The following is a 21942-nucleotide window of genomic DNA, read 5'->3' as shown; positions in this document are numbered from 1 at the left end:
TTCCATGTAAAAAGGCTGCCTTTATTTTTTTAAGACAATCCTCCAAAGATTCGTTTTAATTTTTCCCGCTCCCGTTCCCTATGTGAACATTAATATTTTTTTACTGAAAATAAATTCCTTTGAAAATGCTTCCGCCGTTAATATCGGACAAAACCTATTAGCCGAATGGCACAATTCTGATAAAAAAAATCAAGGATATGGTCAAAATTTTGGTGATCAGAGTGAGTTTGTGGCTAATCGGAGCATTGTGGATGACAGGGATACCGTTGACTCTCCGGCAACGTTTGAATCTACCCCCGTAACTATTGAAAGGGAGTGAAAAAATGAAGATACTACTATTCGATGAGAATAAAGATAGAAGGTAAGAATGGCAAGCAGCTTTTCTTGTTTAGCACATAGTAAAATTAATGAACAGATTATAAAAAACAGCGATGAGAAATTTATTTTCTCTCCTGCAGAATAACTTCTGTTCATAAAAAAAGCCGAATTCCCGATATAAATGGGAATTCGGCTTTTTATTAGCTTTTATATGCACAATAAGGACGAAGCTTAACACCGATGATGCTTCCGATAAACGCAGCGACAAACCAAAGCCAACCGTGCATGCTGAAAGAAGCAATGCCATCGAAGTAGGAACCGATGTTACAACCAAATGAAATACGGGCACCATACCCCATTAAAAGACCGCCAAATAGCGAACCAAGAGTCATGCGAGTCGGAAGCTTCCAGCGAACCGGCTTGCTGAAACGACCGGCAAGTGCAGCTGCCAAAAGGGCTCCGACCATTAAACTAATATCCATGACGGTGGTAATATCTAAATACAGCGGACTTTCCAGGGAAGCAGCTTTTGGCGGATCTTGCCAATATGCCCACGTTTCAGGCTGACCGCCAAATAATTGAACAAACTTGGCTCCCCAAAGAGCGAACGCAGATGTAACACCCCAAGGTTTTCCTTGAATCATTAATACAAGCGCGTTTACGACAGCCAGAGCAACACCGCCTAAAATAAGCGGCCACGGGCCTTTAAAAAGGGCCTTCCAGCCATTTGTGTATTCCCGCTTTTCAGTCATGAGTTTTCCGTTTCGGCGTTTCTCAATCACAATGGTTGCATAATACACGGCAGCCAACATGATCAATTGAACCAGAAAACCGGTCACTGTGCCGAAATGTTGAATAAGAGAAATCGGCTGAAACTGAGGTGTATTCATCCACCAGTCGAAATGGGTAGTCGCGATGACAGAGCCCGCGATAAAACCGATTAATGTGACCACTCCATTCGCATCGCCTCCGCCGATGTGATACAACGTACCGGATGCACATCCATCGCCCATCTGCATACCGATTCCAAAAATGAACGCCCCGATCAATACAGACATTCCTACCGGAGACACATATCCGGAAATAGGATGACCGAACATGTCTCCTTTAAGAAGCAACGGTAAGAATAAAGCATTCGCCACAAGCATCATGATCATTTGGGCACGAATTCCCTCTCCGTGACGATATAAAATAAACTTGCGCCATGCGGATGTAAAACCAAAGCGTGCTTGATATAAGACAAAGCCGCCGACGCCTCCCAACATATATAAAAGAGATTGGTTAAGAGAGACTTTTCCATATAGAAATACGGCACCGCCGACCAAAATGAAAAGTGAAAGAACCGTTAGCCAGTAATTGGCGTTTTTAGGAGTTCCTGTCGCTTTTCTTGTCGGAATCGCCGTTTCACTTTTTGCTAATGTTGCCAATTTGTATTCCTCCTTTTCACAATCATATAATATACAATAAATCTTATAAGTTTTCTAGGGTTTAGCTCAAAAAAGAAAAAAGTCCCATTTCAGACTGTCACATAGTCTATATTTGCATGTCCTTGTACTTTTGATCATTCCTAGAACCCGTGCGTTCAAGTAAGGAGTTCAGCCCCTTATAAAAAATCATGTTTGCAAGCTGAAATGAACCGTTAAGAAAATCCTGATTTTCGCTGGATCTATCATAACGGTTCATTTTCGGGAGACTGACTCTAAAGCATGTTCTTTATATTTTGGAGTCACTTTCTCTTATCCTGGGAACAAATCAGACGACAAATAGCGCTCCCCTGTATCAGGAGCCATGGACAGCACTCGGGCACCTGCCGGAAGCTTTTTGGCGATTTCAACCGCAAAATGGGCAGCGGCTGCTCCTGATGCTCCAACAAAAATACCCTCTTCTGCTGCCAAGCGCCGCGCCATCGTTTGGGCGTCTTCGTCTTTGATCAGTAAAACCTCATCATAAATGTCACGGTTTAAGATGGTCGGGATAAAACCGGGTCCTGTTCCTGGAATTTTATGAGGCCCTGGCTCGCCGCCTGATAAAACCGGTGATCCGTATGGCTCTACTACGTAAATTTTTAAATTCGGTATTTGTTTTTTAAGCTCTTCACCCGTACCTGTCACGGTGCCCCCTGTACCGGCCGTTAACACAAATGCATCAAGCTGTCCATCAAATGCTTCCACAATCTCCACTGCCGTTGTCCCGCGATGTGCATCCGGATTGGCTGGATTTTCGAACTGCATAGGGATAAAGCTATCCGGGATGTCAGCTGCAAGTCGGTTTGCCTCATCGATTGCTCCTTGCATGCGCAAGCTAGCAGGGGTTAAATATACTTGTGCCCCGTAGGCCTTTAAAATTTTCACACGCTCCACGGTTGCATTGTCGGGCATTGTAATAATGCAGCGATATCCTTTCGCGGCACATACCATCGCAATGCCGATCCCCGTATTGCCTGATGTCGGCTCAATAATCGTACTTTTACCGGGCTCAATTTTCCCTTCCGCTTCTGCACGTTCAATCATGGTCATGGCTGCGCGATCTTTCACGCTTCCGCCTGGATTAAACGATTCAAGTTTAATATATACATCCGCTCCGTTCGGATCGGGAATATTGTTCAATTTGACAATAGGAGTTTTTCCTACTAAATCAAGAATAGAGTTATAAAGTTTCATCTTTGATCCAACCTTTATTTGTATTATTCCTATATGATTATAAAGCATTTGTTATTTAAACGCTAATTTTCTGTTCTTTTAGTTATACCAAGGGTTTCGGTGTCAAGAAAAAAGACGATGCATACGCACCGCCTTTCTTCTTGTTAAGAATTTATGATTTCTTCAAACTTTGGAGGACTTGCTTTCCTTGCCAGCTTACCCCCATCATAAAACTTCCCATATTTCCTGATGATATCTGTCACCTCTGTAGAGGAAGGGATTTTTCCATCTGCGGAATAAGTAAGATAGTACGTTTTCGTATTCCTTCGATGGATAACCCAGGCAAAGAATTTCATGGCAAAACCATGAGAGCTCTTATTGCGGAATTTCGGCATCGACTTCCCGTCCCACACGGTCATGGTTTGCCCGCTCCCCTTCCCATTCTTTAGTTCTCCATTCAATTCCGCATAAACGAGTCCAGGAGCTTTCTTCATCTGGTTCATGACCATTAATGTTAACATCTGATTAATAAAAAGCTGTATAAAATTCAATCCTTCCCCTCTCGTAAGGGATATAAAAGCATTTGCTGGAAGTTGTTCTGGCCTCTCTCCTAACCTCAATGTACCAAAGCCTCGCTGACCTTTCTCCGTGGACCACTTCTTTTTTTCCATACTATTCCTCCTGTCAAAAAAGCCCCGTAAATGAATGGGGCATTCCTTTTTTTGGGAGGAGCAATAATCAGCAGAAACATGTTCTTTATTCAGCATAATTATGAAGCATCAAGCCATTATTTAGTGAAGTGCTGTTTAATGAACGCTGGTACACTGCTTTCATCAAAAACTTGAAAATCAGGATAAGGATCTCCCATAAAGTAGAAAGCAATGACATATGCACCCTGTTCTTTTCGTTTAGCTTCACGCAAACACTGTTCTAATTGTTGTTTATCTTTGATCTTGAATGCGTCTGCACGGTCCTTAAATTTCTCTTCTACTTCATTCGCCTGAATGAAGTGATGAATCTCTTTTCCTTCTTCGTTTCTAATGGCAACCGCATAGGCTAAATCAGACGGCATCACACGGGCATCTTCTAAAAGCCCGTTTTCTTTCAGCCATTGCTCTACTTGGGTGTAGGACTTCTTCCATGCCATGTTCATTAGTTTGTTGTCGCTGTATAAAAACTCGATATAGCCCCATCCTTCATTTTCGTCAAATATTTGTTGTGACGTTTCTGCTTTTAGTTCCTTTTTCACCACAGATGTAAACTCTTTTATTTTTTGAGGATCTGTAATTGCCGCTCTTTTACCTGTCGGACCATCAGGTTGAACCGTAATCTTATCAATATCGGACGGGCTATCTGGACGAAGAAGCGAATAACGATTTTCCTTGAACTCATTTGATTCCACAATCGGCTTATACAATGGTCTATAGGCATCAAACGGAATTTCGTAGTGGCGCACAATCTTTTGGCCATTGTTCAATTCATAACCGATTACAACAGAACGAGTATTGCGCGAGTTAGTAGTCGCTGGTTTTTCTTTTATGATCTGTTGATGAAGGTTAAAAATATGTTTGATGTTTTCTTTATCCTCGAAGAAAAACTCTTGTTCATTGTCTGCGTATACAACCCTTTGCGCTGCATCTTCTTGTTTTTGCTTCTGGTATCGATCGGTTAGCGGATAAACGGACTCTCCAAAATACACACGCTTTACATCCGCTAATTGAGGCACTTTCTTTTCATAACCAGTTACATCCATTTGGAGCAGCATGCCAAAAACGAACATCACCAGAGCGAAATAGAAATACCCTTTCCATCTATCAAATACACGCCATGTTTTTTGGAGAATCATCTCCGCTATCAGGTAACCGATTAACGAACCGATTATCAGTCCAAAGAGAAGCCATCCAAAATCACTTTGAGTTTCTCCGAAATAAAGACCGCCAAGAAGCATCGTACAAAACGTGACTCCATATTTAAACACCGGTTGAAGAGACCGAAAGGCGATTGCTTGTGTTGCCGCTTCAATGTGCCGTTTTTTATAGACCACTAATGACAATGCATAAAAAATGATAATGAGTAAAATGTACACGAACACTTCCTTTGCTGTTAAAGGATTTCGGGTCATGTCAGTTGCCCGAACAATTGGGATGATTTGCTCACTATTTGCATCCAAATAGTAATCAACGGCAAAACCAAAGAGGAAATATTTTGCATTCATGAATGTCAATACCATAATCCCAGCCGGGAATAATAATAAAATGTAAGTAAGTGCCCCTTGCAGTACCGACATTCCCGTGAATACGGCGACAAACACACCGGCAAAAAAGACGAATAAATCCCATAATATAGTCACACATACCCAGTGACCGATTTCGCCTTTCGGAAAGTAATCGCTAAAATCAAGAACGCCGTATAAAATCCAAAGAATGATACCTGTTAATACGACTGGAACAACTAGTATGAGAGAGCCAAGCAGGACCTGTTGGTGGAATAACGTTTCTCTTCGAATCGGCAAACTGTGAATATAATCAGCCGATAGCTTCACTTGCATATAGCGGAACAAGAAAATGGCCAATAATACAGGTAAAACAAACATCAAGAGAATCTGAAACTCCTGCATGAATTGATGATCCAAAAGACCTTTTGCATTATAATAATATGCTCGCTCCTCATTTGAGCTGATCATTAAAAGTTGCAGAGGTAGTGCGAAGACTAAACAAAGAAAATAAACCAAACCGATCCAGCCGACGTTTCGGACATTTTGCTTCCAAATACCGCGGTTAAACAATAATGTTTTCGATTGCATATCCGACATCCCCCATTTCATATACAAAAATTTCCTCTAATGTAAGCGGGAGTATGTCCATGATGACTGGACGAAGGGAGGTAATATAAGAAGTAATGCGCTCCTCTTTTCCCCTTATAATGCAAAGCAAGACACTGCCCCGCTGTTCTTTATATAAAATATCCAAGTCTTGTAAAAATGCCTGCGGCACATCCCCCTTGAATGCCACTTGTACTTTGTGTACATCCGATTTTAAATCGTCCAGCTCTTTTTCGATAATAAGCCGACCGTGATGCAAGATCCCGATATGATCGCACAAGTCTTCTACTTCCCGTAAATTGTGCGAGGATATGAGAATGGTCATTTCGCGTTCTGCCACATCCTGGACAAGCAAGTTTTTCACTTTTTGTCTCATCACCGCATCAAGTCCATCGAGCGGCTCATCCAAAATCAACACATCCGGCATGGCCGATAATGCAAGCCAGAAGACCACTTGTCGCTGCATCCCTTTTGACAGACGGTGTATTTTCTTTGTCACCGGTATCGGAAATACTTCTCCCAGCTTTTGAAACCTTTCCTCGTTCCATGATGAATACATGTTTTTATAAAACTGGGCCATTTGCCTAATGGTCGTTTGCGGAAAGAAATACAAAGAATCCGGAAGAAAAAGTGCTTTTTGTTTAATTTCTACATTTTCAAAGACGGGCTCCCCAGCAATCAAGACCTCCCCTTCATCCTGCTTATAAATACCGGCGATCATTTTTAAAAGAGTGGTTTTCCCCGCACCATTCGATCCAAGCAGCCCGTAGATGGAACCTTTTTCAATATGTAGAGCCACTCCATTGACCGCTTCGATATCCTCAAACTCTTTCCGAACGTTTTTTAGCTCAATCATGATCCTCTCCCCCTTTCACCGTTTGCTCTGCCAATTCAATAAGAGATAGAATCTCTTCCTTTTTCAGCCCTAAATACAGCGCTTCTGAAATCAGCTTAACTAAATCCTGTTTCATCTTCTCCACCTTTTCATTATTTTTCGTTTCGGATTGTGGTGAAACAAAACTTCCCTTACCTGGAACGGAATAAATATAACCTTGATGTTCTAACTCGCGGTACGCTTTTTGAATGGTGTTCGGGTTAATCGTCAGTTCTTTTGCCAGTAATCGAACAGAAGGAAGCTGTTCGTCTGCTTTGAACACTTCGTGGATGATCAGTTCTTTCAGCTTATCCACCAGCTGCTCATAGATCGGTTGGCGGCTGCGAAGATCTAAATTGAACATCGTGTTCCTCCTTTCATATGAAACTGTCTTAACTGTATATAGTGTATTAACTGTATTATATATCGTATTACAGTTATTATTATATAATCTAAAATGAGTTTTGCAACTAGTAAAATGAAATTTTTTACAAAAGATGTAAAGAGATTCAATAAGGCTTAATCCATGTTTTAAAATGTCCATGTTAGGCAAAAAAGAAATAGGACAAGTGAATGGCCGTTTCATTTGTAAGTTAGAAGACAAGGAGGTTTAAGGGCATGTCGAAAAAAGCATTGGACCAATGTTTCCTCGAAATCCATGTTTCAGAAGAAGGGAAACCAGTCAGAAAAAAAAGAATCGAATTATCGGAGCGTGAAACCCAACTGATATTCGAAACATTGCAGAATAAAAGGGAAAGCGGCATTGACGAGGACATTGAAGATATTTTTTCTTAATGTACAAAAGCCGGTTCCCTCTAATGAGAAAACCGGCTTTTGTAAGTATTCACATATTTATTCCATCTTTGTATTTCCTTACTAAGAGACGCCGGAGTTCCGCGAGGTGGGCGCGGATCGTTGGGTAGCGTGTCATTTGTTTAGGGAAGATGTGACCTTGAGGGGGCCGATAGGAAAACACCATGGACGTGAGAGTCCGTGGCGGAAAGATTCCTTCTGAGCCGCCTTCATTTTTTGTTTCATTTCATCCAGCATTCGTTGCCGAACGATTCGAGGATCGAGTTCAGGGTTCAATTGTAATTTTTTATCGATTATAAATGGATCATTCTCTCCTTGCTATACTTTTCTACATCGAAAGCTCTGCGGTCTAATACTTGGAAATCAATTAAATGAATATGAATAGGGTGTGTATCGTCAGTTAAGTTGATGAGGTACCATACTTCGGTTGATCCCAATTTTGGATTTTCTGTTATCGGAGCATCCCACTGTTTATTATCCAGTAGCATGAATTCACGACCGTATTGACCCATATTATCATTTAATGTTAGGTATCGTATCTTTGAAGCTGACTGTTCTGTTATTTCAAGTAATCATATCAACCCAGCCTTGAATTTGTTGTCCATAACGTTTGATGCCTTCTTCATCACTTTCCCATCCATTCTCACGCACCTTTACCAATGTTGTGGTCGCTTCTAATGGCTCTAGCTCGATTTCTACAGTAGTTTCTACCCCACTAACATTTGAAAAGTATTATCCATCATTTGAAATACACTCTTTTCTATCTTAAAAAATCCATCTTCACAAAAAGACGCTTCACGAACCTTTAGGATATGGGAGTTAAGCAAGTCTACGATTTCCTCTTCATTCATTTCTTTTTCAAACACAGATTTATTTTCACCTTTAAGATAAAATTTAACTAATATATATGTATATCCCTTTTTTAACATAAACGTCCTCTATCATTTCGATAAAAGGAGATAGTTTCCTGCAAAATAAAAAAGCACCCCGAAGGATGCTTGACACATCATTTAAACAGATTTCAAATGCTTCCTTCGCTCTACTTTCAATTTCTTGACCGCCATCTGAACAGCTTTTTGTTGACTATAAGGATGCTTCCCTTCTTTGGACGCTTTTGGATCATTGTCATAAGCAGCATAAGCACTGTATCCTTCATTATCCTGATAAACATCTACACGAATTGAAAGACTACCGTCTTTCATTGGATATGCTCCGCACCAGTATACCTCTAACAAGTTCATCTCCTCCTCTTCAATGAAGGAGTTCAACTATTCACTTGCTTTTCCTTGTTAATTTTTTGTAAATTATCCACAACCGATCTGTTTACTTTTACACACCGTAAAATCAAGGACGAAATCTTATCATTCTGCTATGTGCGCCAAACACAGCTGTGTAGCATCTATATTTCTATGCTTCTTTTTTTGCTTCTCGCTCTTCTTCTACAGATAGTCATAGATCCATATTTTTACTCCTTTTGAGGAAAATAAAAAGCACCTCATGGGGACTTTGATAGAGGTTTGTGATTTTTAACACCAAAAGTGTTCGATTCCTAAAGAAAGGCATATATATCTGTATATTTAATAAAAAGGGGGATAGAAAATGCCTATCATTACTTTATTGGAACACCTAAAAAATACAAAAAAACGTCCCAATATTCTCGTAGGGCCCGTTACACTAAATAATGCTATCATTGATAGTTACAGTATAAACTCTGATGTTTTGTGGATCCTTACAGATCAAGAAAATGAAATTGAAGTAAATATTGAGGATTTTAGAAAAATAGATTTTGACGCTATTGTTTCAGAAGCTGAAACTAGTATTGAAATGATCCGATGTTTTTATGATCTTGCAGAATCAACATCATATAATGCGTATTTAAGAGATTTTAACAATCGATGCATCATATCATTCCACGATATTCCAGCAGATTACTGATATATCAGCAATGGCTACTTTTCCTAATTAAGGTGGCCGGTTCATTTTATTTCCCCCTTCACCTATCTCCAAAACAAACACGAAACCACTTCTTTCTACCTCAAGCAGAAAGAAGTGGTTTCATTTCCTTCGAATAGATCCACGAACCCTTCGATACTTATCACGTTTGGCACCTAACGTTAATCTCCTCCCCCTCCCCCTGAATCGCCGCCTCCTGAAGAATCTCCGGCATCGTAAGAAGAGTCACTATCATAATAATCATCAAAATCGTGCACATGGGAACCTTTAGTACGGGAGCTAACATTTGAAAAGCATTATCCATCATTTGAAATACACTTTTTTTCCATCTTGAAAAATCCACCTTCACCATCGGGTTTCGACCCTTTATGATGAGATTTACTTGTATACCCTGTAGGCAATAAATAAAAAGCACCCTGCAAAAGGATGCTTACTTCATTAACTTAATCGATTATTAATTCCATAATACCTACAATATCCATAACCGGGAAATCTCTTTCCATGTGTCACGCCTCCTTTCAAACAGATAAAAATCTTAATCTACCTTGCGACCTGTAAATGTAACTTTGATATTTTTCAGAAATCTGTTGTTAACTTATTACCACAACTTACCCAACGAATAAACCTGCTTTTTCATTTATTTTTTTCCTTCATACACCGGGCAAACAACCACATAACAACTGCTTCCTTCTGCCATGTGGCCCAAACACAATTACGGCATGGATGTTGTTCGTACGTTTCTTTCTTAGATTGAATCTCATATTCTTCTAAAGAAAGGGCTATCCTCATCTTTATTCCCCCTTACTCTGGTAAGACAATTGCTTCACTATAGATTCCTCCCTTTAAGTTGATTATTTAGCACATAGTTTTGTTAAAAATACATTTAAGTAAGTAATACAAAAAGGACACCAAACAAACGCCCATGCGTTTATTCAGTGCCCTCGGTTTTTCCGATCAGCCTATTAAAATTTAATATCCCGTCTCTAGTTTTCCGTGACAAGGTTTACCGCCTTGCTAACTAATCACCTGCTTTCCATAACCAGCTGCAGGTTGAGGAACCTCTTGAATTTTTCCATCCTTTATGATGTAGGTTGCATTTTTCATCAAGTCTATTTCAGCCGTCATTTTTTCTATGTTCACGTTCACCAGGCCCCCCTCCCAATGGTATAATTTAATTGGTTAGGCCGGGAGAAATCCTGGCTTTTTTAGTTTTTTGGAAACTTAATCTATCTTTTGTTTCCTTTTGTCATATTTTGTATATTCATTAAATATTTTGTAGAAAACATTCAAAATGAAACAAATATCCTATATACTAAAACCGGTACTATTTTCACAAAAGGAGTCTTAACTATGCTTCAAGATGATGAAATACTCTTATTTATTCAAGAACTTGGTCGTTTATTAAACGATTATAATAAATGTGAAGAAAAAGCCATCAAACAGGAAATTTACCAAGATATCTTACTTTTAAGTGGTGTTATTACAATTAGTAAGGAAGACGCCAACCTTCTCCAATAAACAAAACTTATTGTTTTGTTTCCTAACCATAAAGCAATAAGCCTGTTTAACATAAATTTCGTAATATCTGATTATCAAACATTAGAGGTAAATTCATTTATGATAAAAATTTCATTGGGTTCACTTGTTCTTGCAATCATTGCAGCTTTATTATCCAATCTTGGTATCAGTCTTTCACCATTTTTATAAGCAAAGAGCCGAAACCTCCCACCTTTATCCCTATTGGTAAATTAAGAAAATTAGGTATAAATATTTAAATATATCCCAAAATATGGTAATATCGGAATGTCGACCACGACATTTTTATTTTTACTGAGGCTAGAAGATTATTCTTCTGGCCTTTTTGATGCCATAGTCGGTTAATGACTATAACTACAGAACTACAATTTTATTTAGCGAAAAACCTCAAATTTCAAAAAAAAGGTTCAAAAACCTCCAATTTTTTCAAAAAATTCAAATATATTATTCCATTTTGTTAAATTGATGATAGAATTTATCGTGTGAATTTTATCTATAATTTCAAATACATAATTAAGTCCTAATTGGTTATACTACGAAAAAATGAAGGTGGTGGTACAAATATGGACTTTCCAACTATACATACAAATTTTTGGGACGCAGTTATTGGTGTCCCTATTGTTTTGATTCTCACCCAATTAATTAAAATTTTCTTAAAGGTGAAAAGGAAATTTATACCTACTATCGCTCTAATCATCGGTCTTATTATTTCTGTGTTTTTTAGTCACCCACATAATCTAATTGCTGGTATTTTTATGGGCTTTTTTTACGGCTATGCTGCAATTGGTAGTTATTCATCATTAAAAACCACTATTTTGTCATTTAGGAAAGATAAACGTACATACAGATAGAAGAAAACTGTTTTAATTAACTACATGCACAAATGATTTTTGTTTTACATATAATGTTCCCGAGAGAACAACATCTTTTAAATCATCCATTTTCTCTAGTTACTATTCAGGCTGAACTGAAAGTCCAAGGGCTTTCAGTTTTTTTTTAGGAATCACAATTAGGAAACAGAATACAAATTTTGATTCTATATCAAATACCCACGCTGACTTCCCTTTAGCCGTTTCCACAACAGTTAATCCATGCTCTGACGCTTCAACCTTCGTTGCCGTTCACTACATACTGCACAAAACTAAAACAAGTACTTTTTTACTTTCATTACTTTCAATTTGCTGCTGAATGGATATATCATATACACTCCCTTAACTTGACATTTAACGTTTGTTCTATATCGGGCATTCTACATTCCGCATATCATGTACTATCCTGCTCATATTTTTCTTTAACGCTTAACGAATAGCGAGGTGATTTCATGATGAGTCTGACATGGCATTGGATGTATCACTACATTTTCACCAAAGACTTTATGGAAATTGTTTCACTGTATCTTTCATCACTGGGATTTATGATTATGTTTATCTATGTTCTTCTATCCGTTAAAAGTAAATGAATTTTTTGTAAGCGCTACCAATATCCGCGTTTTATTTTGTTAAACACTTCTATCTCCCCAAACCCCTATGACCTTTATGAAACAGAACTATCATTTAGTGTCCTTAGACTGCTCAACCACAAATTTTAGCAGGTAATCTGGCGCCTCTACCTTCGTTGCCGTCCCCATATAATTCATTTAATCCCCTCCTCGTGATAAAAAATAGATATATAATAACTAAACACCAATACCATTGTCACATTCTTTTTATATATTCTCTTACGTTATCCTCATTACTATAATACTAATTTGTTTAAAATCCTCTATCACTACCCATGCATCCCTTTCTAAACTATCGTTATTAGGACTCCAATACTAAGTAATAACAATTCTAATTATCTTCCAAATATTAGATTAAATCTTGAAATTTATTGCAAAAGCAGTTCCCCGCATTGTTCACTGGTCGCTATAAACAGAAACAACTTTCTTAAAAAAGGAAAAGGTCAATGGATGTATTTATATCGTGCAGTCGATTCACAAGGAAACACCATTGATTTTTATCTAAGTGAATCAAGAGAAAACAAGCACCCAAGCAATGGAAGGAGTAAATCGGAAACTTTGAATCGGTTAGGTAAGCGAATTACCGTGACGGGTCATTTGTAATGTAAGTGAAATTTTTGAGGAATAATTGCCCACTTATATTCAGCTAAAACCCGGGATTTTGTTGAAGTTTCGAATCATCCCGGCGGTTATACTAAACTAGTATAAAAACAACCGAACGGTACCTACACATCTTTGGAAATGAACTTACCCGTTTTCATGTCACAGATCCTGAAACAGGAAAACGAAAAGAGATTTCAAAAGGTGGATTTAAAACGAAGAAGGAAGTTTCTACTGCTTTGACTCAGGCATTGGCAGAAGTAGAAACAGGTGGTTGTATAAAGCCCACTACCCTGACATTGATCGACTTTTATAAGGAGTACGTGTCTACCAGAGTAGAAGGAAACTTAAGACCTAATACAATTAAGAGTTACCGGGACGCCCAAAAGCATGTAGAGCGAATAATCGGTCATGCCATACTAGACAAACTAACCGCTTTACACCTTAATCAATTCATCAAAAAACTAAAAGATGAAGGTTATCAAACCCACACTAAACACATGGTAAACGTGCAAATGGAAAACTCATTCCTCCCCCCCCCAGCTATAAACAATTTATCTATTTGGTTAGTAAGTGGCATAGAAGCTACGCATATGCTTAAAAAGAGACAGGAAACTTGTTCCTGTCTCTGGTGCATCTTGATCAATCATGAAAATTCGTGCCGTCTGTCGTTGCTTTGACGACGCCGGTGCGAATAACAAAGTCACCGAAGTGCTCGCCTTCTTCCCGTTCTTTTGCGTAGCGGGAAAGAAGTACACGCAGTTCGCTTAAAATTTCTTCTTCACCGATGTTTTCACGGTACATTTTGCTTAGGCGGCTTCCGTCAAAAGCTGCACCGAGATACATGTTGTATTTGCCGACCGCTTTACCGATAAAGCCGATTTCTCCGAGTGCATGGCGGGCACAGCCGTTTGGACAGCCGGTCATACGGATTGTGATTTCTTCGTTGCGCAAACCGTTTTCATCGATAATGGCATCAATTTTATCAAGAAGAACCGGTAAATAGCGTTCTGCTTCAGCCATCGCCAAGCCGCACGTAGGAAGTGCCACGCATGCCATTGAGTTGCGGCGAAGGGCTGTATGATGTTTGCCATCTGTCAAACCGTACTGTTCGATCAGGTCACTGATCTTTTTCTTTTCTTCGCTTGATACATTTGCAATGATCAGGTTTTGATTTGCTGTCAAACGGAAATCACCGGTATGGACTTTAGCAATTTCCCGAAGGCCGGTCATTAGCTTATAATCCTCAAAATCTGTCACGCGTCCGCCTTCAACAAACAGCGTGAAATGCCATTTTCCTTTAACGCCTTCCACCCAGCCGTAGCGGTCGCCGTTATGATCGAAATGATACGGTTTTGCTTCATCAAGGCTCCAGCCGAGGCGGTTTTCCAATTCAGCCTTGACCGTTTCAAGTCCGAGTCGGTCCACTGTGTATTTAAAGCGAGCATTTTTGCGTTCGGAACGGTTTCCGTAGTCGCGCTGAATCGTGATGATTTTTTCCGCTACATCATAAATTTTATCCGGCGTACAGAAACCAATGACTTTGGCCAGCTGCGGATATGTTGCTTTATCACCGTGTGAGAAGCCCATTCCGCCGCCGATTGCGATATTAAAACCGATAAGCTTTCCGTCTTCTACAATCGCAATCAAACCAAGATCCTGTGAAAAGACATCAATGTCATTGGAAGGCGGAACAGCGATGCCGATCTTAAACTTCCGCGGCAAATATAATGGTCCGTACATTGGTTCGACTTCTTCCGTTTCCGGAGTGCCTGCCACTTTCTCTTCATCCAGCCAAATTTCATGGTATGCTCTTGTGCGCGGTAACAAATAGTCGCTTAATAATTTCGCATATTCATAAACTTCCGTATGAATCTCGGACTGATATGGGTTCGGATTGCACATAACATTCCGGTTTACATCGCCGCATGCTGCAATCGTATCAAGAAGGGAAGCATGGATTTGCTGAATTGTGTTTTTCATATTCCATTTTAAAACCCCGTGCATTTGAAATGTCATGCGCGTTGTCAGCTTCAATGTGCCATTGCCGTTTTTTTGGGCAAGCTCGTCCATGACAAGCCATTGGTCTGGTGTGGCTACACCGCCCGGCAAACGGACGCGGAGCATAAACTGATATGCAGGTTCAAGCTTTTGCTTTTGGCGCTCATTGCGGAGATCCCGGTCATCCTGCAAGTAGCTGCCATGAAATTTCATCAGGCGGTTATCATCGTCGGAAATTCCGGCACTGATCGGTTCTAACATTGATTCCGCCAGCGTGCCGCGCAAATAGTTGCTTTCTCTTTTAATGCGCTCTACATCGCTTGGCGGGCCTTCAGGCGCTTTTAAAATTGGGTTCACCATGTTGTAAAGACTCCTTTCAATCTAAACTCAATATACATCACGCTGGTAGCGTTTTTGCTTTTTCATATCATTTAGGTAAGCTTCCGCTTCTTCACGGCTCATGCCGCCTTCTTTTTCAATGATTTGAAGCAGAGCCTCATGAACGTCACGCGCCATGTTGGTTTTATCTCCGCATACATAGAAGGCTGCTCCTTCTTGAAGCCATGCAAACAATTCCTTACTGTTCTCAAGCATACGGTGCTGCACATATACCTTTTCATCTGTGTCACGTGAAAACGCAACATCCATTCTTGTCAGCACACCGTCTCTTACCCATTTTTGCCATTCTGTCTGGTAAAGGAAATCTGTGACAAAATGCTGGTCACCGAAGAACATCCATGATTTTCCTTTTGCTCCTGTTTCTTCGCGCTCCTGCATAAACGAACGGAATGGTGCCACCCCTGTTCCCGGTCCAACCATAATGATCGGTGTATCAGGATTTTCAGGCAGTCTGAAGTTTGGACTGCGCTGAATGAAGATTGGCAGCGTATCTCCCGGCTGCACACGCTCTGCACATAAAATAGAGCAGACGCCTTTTCGCTCACGGCCGTGTGCCTCGTACCGTACAGCGCCAATTGTCAAATGCACTTCATCCGGATTTGCGGATAAGCTGCTTGCAATAGAATAAAGGCGCGGCGGCATTTTCCGGAGAATGGAGACAAACTCCTGGGCTGACGCTTTCCATGGACCAAAATCGCGAATCAAATCAATTAAATCGCGTCCTGCAGTATACGCTTTTAATTTTTCTCTGTTTTCCGGCAGTACAAGCTCACGCAATTCCTCGTTTGTTGAGAACTGAGAAGCCTTTTCAAGCAGAGCTTTTGTTAAAACGGTAATTTCAAAATCAGAGATAAGCGCTTCTCTAAGCGGACGAACCTCTCCCTCTTTATTGACTGTTACCTTTTCTTCCGGATTCCACTTCATTTCCTCAAGAAGAAGGTCGACAAGCTCCGGATCATTCTCCGGATAAATACCAAGGCTGTCGCCCGGTTCATATGTGAGGCCAGATCCTTCAAGAGACAGCTCAAGGTGGCGCGTTTCTTTATTTGAACCACGGCCGTTTAGGTTTATATTTTCAAGCACTTCCGCTCTAAACGGATTTGTTCGGGAATATGCTGTTTTCACTGCTTGAGGCGCCGCTGTAGGAGCAGGTGCAGCACTTCCGCCCTGGCCTTCACTTAAGCCGTCGAGAACTGCTTCGACCCATTTAGCTGCCGGTTCCTCAAAGTCAACATCACAGTCAACTCTTGGAGAAATCCGTGTGCCGCCAAGTGCCTCAAGCCTTGTGTCAAAGTCTTTTCCTGTCTTGCAGAAAAACTCATACGAGCTGTCTCCGAGCGCCAGTACTGAAAAGCGGAGACCTTCAAGCTTCGGTGCCCGTCTGCCATGAAGGAATTCATGGAACGACATTGCGTTATCAGGCGGCTCGCCTTCTCCGTGTGTACTCACAACAATAAGCAGGTTTTCGACTTTCTTTAAATTATTCGGTTTAAAATCGCTCATGGAAGAGACGGTTACGTTAAAACCGCGGCCCTTCAATGTTTTGGCTGTATTCTCGGCAAGTTTTTGCGCATTACCTGTTTGTGATCCGTAAAGGATGGTTACTTCTTTTGAAATGGTTTGTCCTGTACTCCCGGCAGAAAGTTCTGCCGCCTGGGCTTCTGGTGTTCCTGAAACGGAAGCAGACGCGGCCAGATAACCGCTCAGCCAGATTTTTTGTGATTCTGTCAAAGTCGGCAGAAAGCGGTTAAGGAGCTCTGCCTGCTCCTGATTAAACGGACTGTTTATTACCTGAAGTTGCAACGATATCCACCTCACATAGGAATATAAACCTATCATACATTATTTTAATTAAAATGACTGGTTTCAACAATTTTTACTATTCACTTTTCAATGAAATAATGATTAATTTCATCGTATCTTGATTATTCCTATAAATCAAGTCGGTTTTGGTTATAAAAACCATTAAAAAATGCTTATAAATAGATTCCTCAAATAAGTTTCTAATTTAAACTTTACCGGAAAACACAGCATTAGTAAAATAGATATTAATTATTATAGCTATTAAGATTACTAATAATAAGGTGGGATTCTTTTGTACTACGACGCGTTAAAAACATTTGTAACCCTTGTAGAAGTCAAAAATTTTACAAAAACAGCCGAAATACTTCTCATGTCACAACCAAGTGTAAGTTTACATATAAAAAATTTAGAAAAAGAATTCCAAACTAAATTATTTTTACGTTCTCCAAAATTCTTAAAAATCACCCCAACTGGTGAGATTTTATACGATCGCGCAAAGCAAATGATCACGATTTACGAACAGACTAGACAAGACATTTTGGAACATCACAACTGCATAAAAGGAGAATTAAAGATAGGCGCAAGTTTTACAATCGGCGAGTATATATTGCCTTCTTTACTTTTTGACTTTCAAAAAGACTATCCGGAACTTGAACTTCAAGTTGTCATTGGAAATACAGAAGAAATCGTTCAATATGTCCGGCTTTATCAAGTAGATATAGGTTTAATTGAAGGTCAAACAAATGAAAAGGAGCTTTCCGTACACGCTTTTATGCAAGATGAGTTATTTATTGTTTCTTCGAACAATCATAAACTCGCTTGTAAAGATGAAGTGACAATTGCTGACCTTCAGAATCAAGCATGGGTAACCAGAGAAGTTGGATCAGGTACACGTGAATATCTCAACCACGTCATTCGTTCAAATGGTTTGAAAGTTAAATCGCTTCTTACCATAAGCAGTAATCAAGGAATTAAAGAAACACTTATGAATGGTATGGGGCTATCTCTCCTATCCCGTAGTGTCATTGAAAGAGACGTTGAGCATAGGAATCTTTCTATTATTCAGTTGAAAAATCAGTCCTTTAACAGAACGCTTTCCTATGTTTATTCCCCCATAATGCAAGATAAAAAGAACGTTAAGACATTTATAAATGCATTAAACAAAAAATGGCCTAACAAACCCAAATCGACATAATGATTATTATCGACCTTTTCAGACTCAATCTGTTATATTCTGAAACAATGTCTATTATTCCATGTTTGCAAATCTCTTCAAATCCTCGTTCTTTCCAATGACAACAAATATGTCTCCTTCATGTACGTCTTGATCAGGCGATGGGGAAATGATGATGTCCCCGTTTCGATGAATGGCAATGACACTTAAATTGAAACGGGCCCGAACATCCAGTTCACGCAGGCTCTTTCCAGCCATACACGATGGGGCTTTCATCTCCTCTACACTATAATCTTCGGAGAGTTCAATGAAATTGAGAACATTTGGTGACATGAGATGATGAGCCAAACGTTCCCCCATGTCCCGCTCTGGGAAAATCACCAAATCAGCTCCTATCTTATTCAGCACCTGGCCGTGGCGCTTATTAATCGCTTTAGCAACGACTTGCTTAATTCCTAAATCTTTTAATACCATGACTGTTAAAATACTGGCCTGGATGTCATCCCCAATGGCCACAATGACACAATCGAAATTTCGAATACCAACTGCCTTTAAGGCCGTTTCCTCGGTAGAATCCGCTACAACAGCATGTGTCACACATTCCTTATTATCCTCAATCCGTTCCTCGTTCATATCGATCCCCAGCACATCGTTCCCGGCTTCAAACAATGTATGGGCTACACTTGAACCAAATCGCCCCAGTCCAATTACAGCATATTCCTTTATCATATAGAATCCCTCCTTCAACCAGTTTCCTAAGTGCTAACCAATCATGATTTTCCCTTTCGGATAACGGAATGGATCACCGTTTCGGCGCAGTGTAACCGCATAGGCAAACGTCAACGGTCCCAATCTCCCGGCAAACATGGTCAGAATGATGATGACTCTTCCGATTGGAGTCAGTTCAGGCGTAAGTCCCATCGATAGTCCAACTGTTGCAAAGGCAGAAACGGCTTCAAAAAGAATCATTAAAAATTCTTTGCCTGTTTCCGTGATGGTCAATACCATTGTGACAGCCATTACGATAAAGAGTCCGCTTAATGTAACGGTCAGAGCTTTATAAATGGTGTTGTAAACAATTCTTTGCCGAAAGAAGATGACATCTTCTTTCCCCTTAATTTGCGACCATACAGCTCCAAGCAAGGTGGTGAAGGTCGTTGTTTTAATTCCTCCGCCTGTAGAACCGGGAGAAGCACCAATAAACATTAAGAAGATAATTAAAAACAGCGTTGACTGTCTCAAGTCAGGAATATTCAATGTATTGGACCCGGCCGTACGGGGTGTAACGGCTTGATATAAGGAACCTAACACTTTTCCAGATATTGAGAGCGGCTGCAATGTTTTCGGGTTGTTGAATTCCAGGATAAAAATAATGATGGTCCCAAGAATCACTAATAAGGCGCTTGCCGTAAGCACTATTTTTGTATGCAGCGAAAAACGTTTTGTTCTTCGATATTCGTAAACTTCATTCATGACAATGAAACCGATGCCGCCGAGAATAATCAATGCAGATACGACTAACGTTACCAATGGATCTTCTACATATTCCGTCAGACTTCTGAAGTCTCCCATCAAGTCGAACCCTGCATTATTGAAGTTGGAAATCGCATGAAATAATCCATAATAAATCGCCGTAGGCAGCGGCATATCAAACGAGAATCGAATGGCGAGCAGAATCGCTCCGATTAATTCAATGACAAGTGTAAAGATCAAAATTCTCCTTACAAGCCGCACAATTCCCTCAATGGATATATTGTTTAACGCCTCTTGCAGCAACAGCCTCTCTTTCAACGAAATCCGCTTTCCTAAAAGAAAGGCAAAGAAGGTCGCAAATGTCATGAAGCCCAGCCCGCCGACTTGAATCAGTGACAGGATGACAAGCTCGCCAAACATTGTAAAAGTGGAACCTGTATCTACCACGACAAGACCTGTGACACAAGTCGCCGATGTAGAGGTAAACAAACCATTTAGCCACGTTAACCCTTTCCCATCTTCTGTGGCAACAGGAAGGGTCAACAGGAACGCTCCTAGTAAAATAATGAGTGCAAACCCGGCAACCAACATCTTAGGAGGATCCATATATAATTTTTTTGTTACATTTCTCATATTCCTTCCTCCCTTCCATATTTATCCCGCATTAACGGGCAATAAGACCCCCACTGATGGAAGTTTCCTTTATCCTGCTCTAGCGGTCCCGGTTCCGTCTTCCCAAGATCTCCTTCGCGCTTTATGTAAAGTTACCTTTCCAAACACAGATAATCCTCACTTTATCTTTTGTGTTTTTCCCTTCTTTCATACCCTTCTTAGGAAAAATTAACTCATCCGTTTTCCGACTCCAACAGCCTTTTATGAATCCAGATGGCGGCCTGGGAGCCATCTCCCATTGCGATGGTCACCTGTTCAGAATGGGCAACGATATCCCCTGCAGCCCATACATTCCGGATATTCGTTTCCTTCGTCCGAGGGTCAACTACGATATGTTTGTTATCCATTACCTGGACGCCCAGCTGCACGGCAAGTTCACTATGTACCTGATTTCCTCCAAATGCCGTAAAGCCGCGATCCGCATGCAAAACCTTTCCATTTTGCAGTTGGACACCTTTAAAAGTCGAGTCGCCTTCTGTTATCACTTTGTCGATTCTTTGATGGATATAGGCAATCCCTGACCGAGCAAGCTTCTCCTTCAATGAAGGTTCTATATCCGGTTCCTCATGATTGATATAAGAAATATCCTTTGTCCAATACGTTAAAGTCAAAGCAAGATTCGCTCCCGCTTTTCTTGCTCCCATTACAACGACACTTCGATCTGCCACCTCGTATCCATCACAATCCGGACAAACGTATACAGTAAGACCAAGACAAGGCTTGATGTTTGGAATATCAGGAATCCGATCCATCACCCCTGTTGACATAAGGAGGGTTTTCGTTTCATAGAATTTTCCCCTTTCCGTTTCGACCCCTATTCCATCATCCTGCTCTATACACTTTGTAACTTTATCCTCTTTAAAGTGAATGTCGTATTTCTCCGCATGCTTTCTCCCAAGCTCTCTTAACGTGTCACCGCTCACCCCGTCAGGCCAACCTAAAACATTGTGATAACACCTGCATAAAGTAGAGCGTCCATAACGGGAATCAATCACGAGTACATCATGTTTGTATCTTCCCAATTGAATAGCGGCTTGAAGCCCGGCAATCCCTCCTCCGATAATGATGCAATCATACGTAATTCCCATTCTGCCTCACCCCGAAATCATCATTTTTTTAAATAAACATCCTCACTTGCGGTTACTTAATAATATACACAACACATTTCCAGGTTATTTGTTCCTTCGGTTAAAAGTACGGATGATTCGTCGGATAGCCTCCTTTCTCCCTTCTATATACCCATTCACATAAAGGAAAATTCCATCAGTGGGGGTTTTCCTTCATCCCCTACTGATGGTTAGTTGATCTTATACTGCCCGTTAATGCGGGATAAATGATTGCTTTGAAACCACAAATAAGAGGCGTTCC

The 21942-nt window shown here is 40.4% G+C and carries 23 protein-coding genes and 1 pseudogene; 8 read left to right on the top strand and 16 right to left on the bottom strand.

Translation table 11 applies throughout. The annotated features are described in order from the left end of the window. Window positions 1–58: 58 nt before the first annotated feature. Window positions 59–319, top strand: coding sequence for a hypothetical protein (locus ACFOU2_RS21180; RefSeq protein WP_377918691.1), 261 nt, complete (start codon window positions 59–61; stop codon window positions 317–319). Between the two features lie 199 nt (window positions 320–518). Here the strand turns inward: ACFOU2_RS21180 and ACFOU2_RS21175 are convergent, their stop codons facing one another. The 6 genes from ACFOU2_RS21175 to ACFOU2_RS21150 form a co-directional block, all read right to left on the bottom strand. After that, window positions 519–1715, bottom strand: coding sequence for a YeeE/YedE family protein (locus ACFOU2_RS21175; protein WP_377918690.1), 1197 nt, complete (start codon window positions 1713–1715; stop codon window positions 519–521). A gap of 339 nt (window positions 1716–2054) precedes the next feature. Continuing rightward, on the bottom strand, window positions 2055–2978 hold the full coding sequence (gene cysK / locus ACFOU2_RS21170; RefSeq protein ID WP_377918274.1) for a cysteine synthase A: 924 nt from the start codon (window positions 2976–2978) through the stop codon (window positions 2055–2057). Between the two features lie 143 nt (window positions 2979–3121). Next, on the bottom strand, window positions 3122–3628 hold the full coding sequence (locus ACFOU2_RS21165) for a hypothetical protein (RefSeq protein ID WP_377918273.1): 507 nt from the start codon (window positions 3626–3628) through the stop codon (window positions 3122–3124). A gap of 116 nt (window positions 3629–3744) precedes the next feature. Continuing rightward, window positions 3745–5760 (bottom strand): DUF6449 domain-containing protein, encoded by a 2016-nt coding sequence (locus ACFOU2_RS21160; RefSeq protein ID WP_377918272.1) that lies wholly within the window; start codon window positions 5758–5760, stop codon window positions 3745–3747. Then, window positions 5735–6634 (bottom strand): ABC transporter ATP-binding protein, encoded by a 900-nt coding sequence (locus ACFOU2_RS21155; RefSeq protein ID WP_377918271.1) that lies wholly within the window; start codon window positions 6632–6634, stop codon window positions 5735–5737. The genes ACFOU2_RS21160 and ACFOU2_RS21155 overlap by 26 nt, the downstream gene beginning before the upstream one ends. Continuing rightward, a complete protein-coding gene (locus ACFOU2_RS21150) occupies window positions 6627–7016 on the bottom strand; it encodes a GntR family transcriptional regulator (protein ID WP_377918270.1) in 390 nt (129 codons plus the stop codon). The genes ACFOU2_RS21155 and ACFOU2_RS21150 overlap by 8 nt, the downstream gene beginning before the upstream one ends. 254 nt (window positions 7017–7270) lie before the next feature. Between ACFOU2_RS21150 and ACFOU2_RS21145 the strand changes: the two genes are divergently transcribed. Next, entirely contained in the window at window positions 7271–7447 is a 177-nt protein-coding gene (locus ACFOU2_RS21145; protein WP_377918269.1) for a hypothetical protein, read from the top strand. A gap of 311 nt (window positions 7448–7758) precedes the next feature. Here ACFOU2_RS21145 and ACFOU2_RS21140 read toward each other — a convergent pair whose 3' ends face one another. The 3 genes from ACFOU2_RS21140 to ACFOU2_RS21130 form a co-directional block, all read right to left on the bottom strand. Then, window positions 7759–7977, bottom strand: a complete 219-nt coding sequence (locus ACFOU2_RS21140; RefSeq protein WP_377918268.1) for a multicopper oxidase domain-containing protein — start codon at window positions 7975–7977, stop codon at window positions 7759–7761. A 195-nt stretch (window positions 7978–8172) separates the two neighbouring features. Continuing rightward, window positions 8173–8394 carry a hypothetical protein gene (locus ACFOU2_RS21135; RefSeq protein WP_377918267.1) on the bottom strand — a complete coding sequence of 74 codons (222 nt, stop codon included), beginning with the start codon at window positions 8392–8394 and terminating at the stop codon, window positions 8173–8175. Window positions 8395–8475: 81 nt separating this feature from the next. After that, window positions 8476–8700, bottom strand: coding sequence for a hypothetical protein (locus tag ACFOU2_RS21130; protein ID WP_377918266.1), 225 nt, complete (start codon window positions 8698–8700; stop codon window positions 8476–8478). A gap of 364 nt (window positions 8701–9064) precedes the next feature. On the opposite strand from ACFOU2_RS21130, the gene ACFOU2_RS21125 reads away from it, so the two are divergent. After that, complete coding sequence (locus ACFOU2_RS21125; protein WP_377918265.1) at window positions 9065–9400, top strand: hypothetical protein; 336 nt, start codon at window positions 9065–9067, stop codon at window positions 9398–9400. Window positions 9401–10051: 651 nt separating this feature from the next. Here ACFOU2_RS21125 and ACFOU2_RS21120 read toward each other — a convergent pair. Continuing rightward, window positions 10052–10207: a hypothetical protein gene (locus tag ACFOU2_RS21120; RefSeq protein ID WP_377918264.1), complete on the bottom strand. Its 156-nt coding sequence runs from the start codon at window positions 10205–10207 to the stop codon at window positions 10052–10054. A 225-nt stretch (window positions 10208–10432) separates the two neighbouring features. Further along, complete coding sequence (locus tag ACFOU2_RS21115; RefSeq protein ID WP_377918263.1) at window positions 10433–10564, bottom strand: DUF3954 domain-containing protein; 132 nt, start codon at window positions 10562–10564, stop codon at window positions 10433–10435. A gap of 204 nt (window positions 10565–10768) precedes the next feature. Here ACFOU2_RS21115 and ACFOU2_RS21110 point away from each other — a divergent pair, with 204 nt between their 5' ends. The 4 genes and pseudogenes from ACFOU2_RS21110 (at window position 10769) to ACFOU2_RS21095 (ending at window position 13732) form a co-directional block, all read left to right on the top strand. Further along, window positions 10769–10936, top strand: a complete 168-nt coding sequence (locus tag ACFOU2_RS21110) for a hypothetical protein (RefSeq protein ID WP_377918262.1) — start codon at window positions 10769–10771, stop codon at window positions 10934–10936. Between the two features lie 581 nt (window positions 10937–11517). Beyond that, window positions 11518–11805, top strand: a complete 288-nt coding sequence (locus ACFOU2_RS21105; protein ID WP_377918261.1) for a hypothetical protein — start codon at window positions 11518–11520, stop codon at window positions 11803–11805. A 1079-nt stretch (window positions 11806–12884) separates the two neighbouring features. Continuing rightward, window positions 12885–12977, top strand: a pseudogene (locus ACFOU2_RS21100) (DDE-type integrase/transposase/recombinase); the annotation flags it as partial. A 179-nt stretch (window positions 12978–13156) separates the two neighbouring features. After that, complete coding sequence (locus ACFOU2_RS21095; RefSeq protein ID WP_377918689.1) at window positions 13157–13732, top strand: Arm DNA-binding domain-containing protein; 576 nt, start codon at window positions 13157–13159, stop codon at window positions 13730–13732. On the opposite strand, the gene cysI is transcribed toward ACFOU2_RS21095, so the two are convergent. Beyond that, window positions 13695–15413, bottom strand: a complete 1719-nt coding sequence (cysI, locus tag ACFOU2_RS21090) for an assimilatory sulfite reductase (NADPH) hemoprotein subunit (protein WP_377918260.1) — start codon at window positions 15411–15413, stop codon at window positions 13695–13697. The two genes, ACFOU2_RS21095 and cysI, sit on opposite strands and share 38 nt — an antisense overlap. A 27-nt stretch (window positions 15414–15440) precedes the next feature. Next, on the bottom strand, window positions 15441–17255 hold the full coding sequence (locus ACFOU2_RS21085; protein WP_377918259.1) for an assimilatory sulfite reductase (NADPH) flavoprotein subunit: 1815 nt from the start codon (window positions 17253–17255) through the stop codon (window positions 15441–15443). Between the two features lie 292 nt (window positions 17256–17547). Here ACFOU2_RS21085 and ACFOU2_RS21080 point away from each other — a divergent pair, with 292 nt between their 5' ends. Continuing rightward, window positions 17548–18450, top strand: coding sequence for a LysR family transcriptional regulator (locus tag ACFOU2_RS21080; protein WP_377918258.1), 903 nt, complete (start codon window positions 17548–17550; stop codon window positions 18448–18450). A gap of 54 nt (window positions 18451–18504) precedes the next feature. On the opposite strand, the gene ACFOU2_RS21075 is transcribed toward ACFOU2_RS21080, so the two are convergent. From ACFOU2_RS21075 to ACFOU2_RS21065, 3 genes are all read right to left on the bottom strand, one after another. Continuing rightward, on the bottom strand, window positions 18505–19158 hold the full coding sequence (locus ACFOU2_RS21075; protein ID WP_377918257.1) for a potassium channel family protein: 654 nt from the start codon (window positions 19156–19158) through the stop codon (window positions 18505–18507). Window positions 19159–19191: 33 nt separating this feature from the next. Further along, window positions 19192–20535 (bottom strand): TrkH family potassium uptake protein, encoded by a 1344-nt coding sequence (locus ACFOU2_RS21070; protein WP_377918256.1) that lies wholly within the window; start codon window positions 20533–20535, stop codon window positions 19192–19194. 212 nt (window positions 20536–20747) lie between these two features. After that, entirely contained in the window at window positions 20748–21662 is a 915-nt protein-coding gene (locus tag ACFOU2_RS21065) for an NAD(P)/FAD-dependent oxidoreductase (protein WP_377918255.1), read from the bottom strand. Window positions 21663–21942 lie beyond the last annotated feature (280 nt).

The sequence above is a fragment of the Bacillus songklensis genome (genome assembly GCF_042649685.1).
GTDB classification, from domain to species: domain Bacteria; phylum Bacillota; class Bacilli; order Bacillales; family Bacillaceae_H; genus Bacillus_BA; species Bacillus_BA songklensis.
Note: the sequence above shows the minus strand (reverse complement) of the source record. Positions and strands in the feature narration are given on the sequence as shown.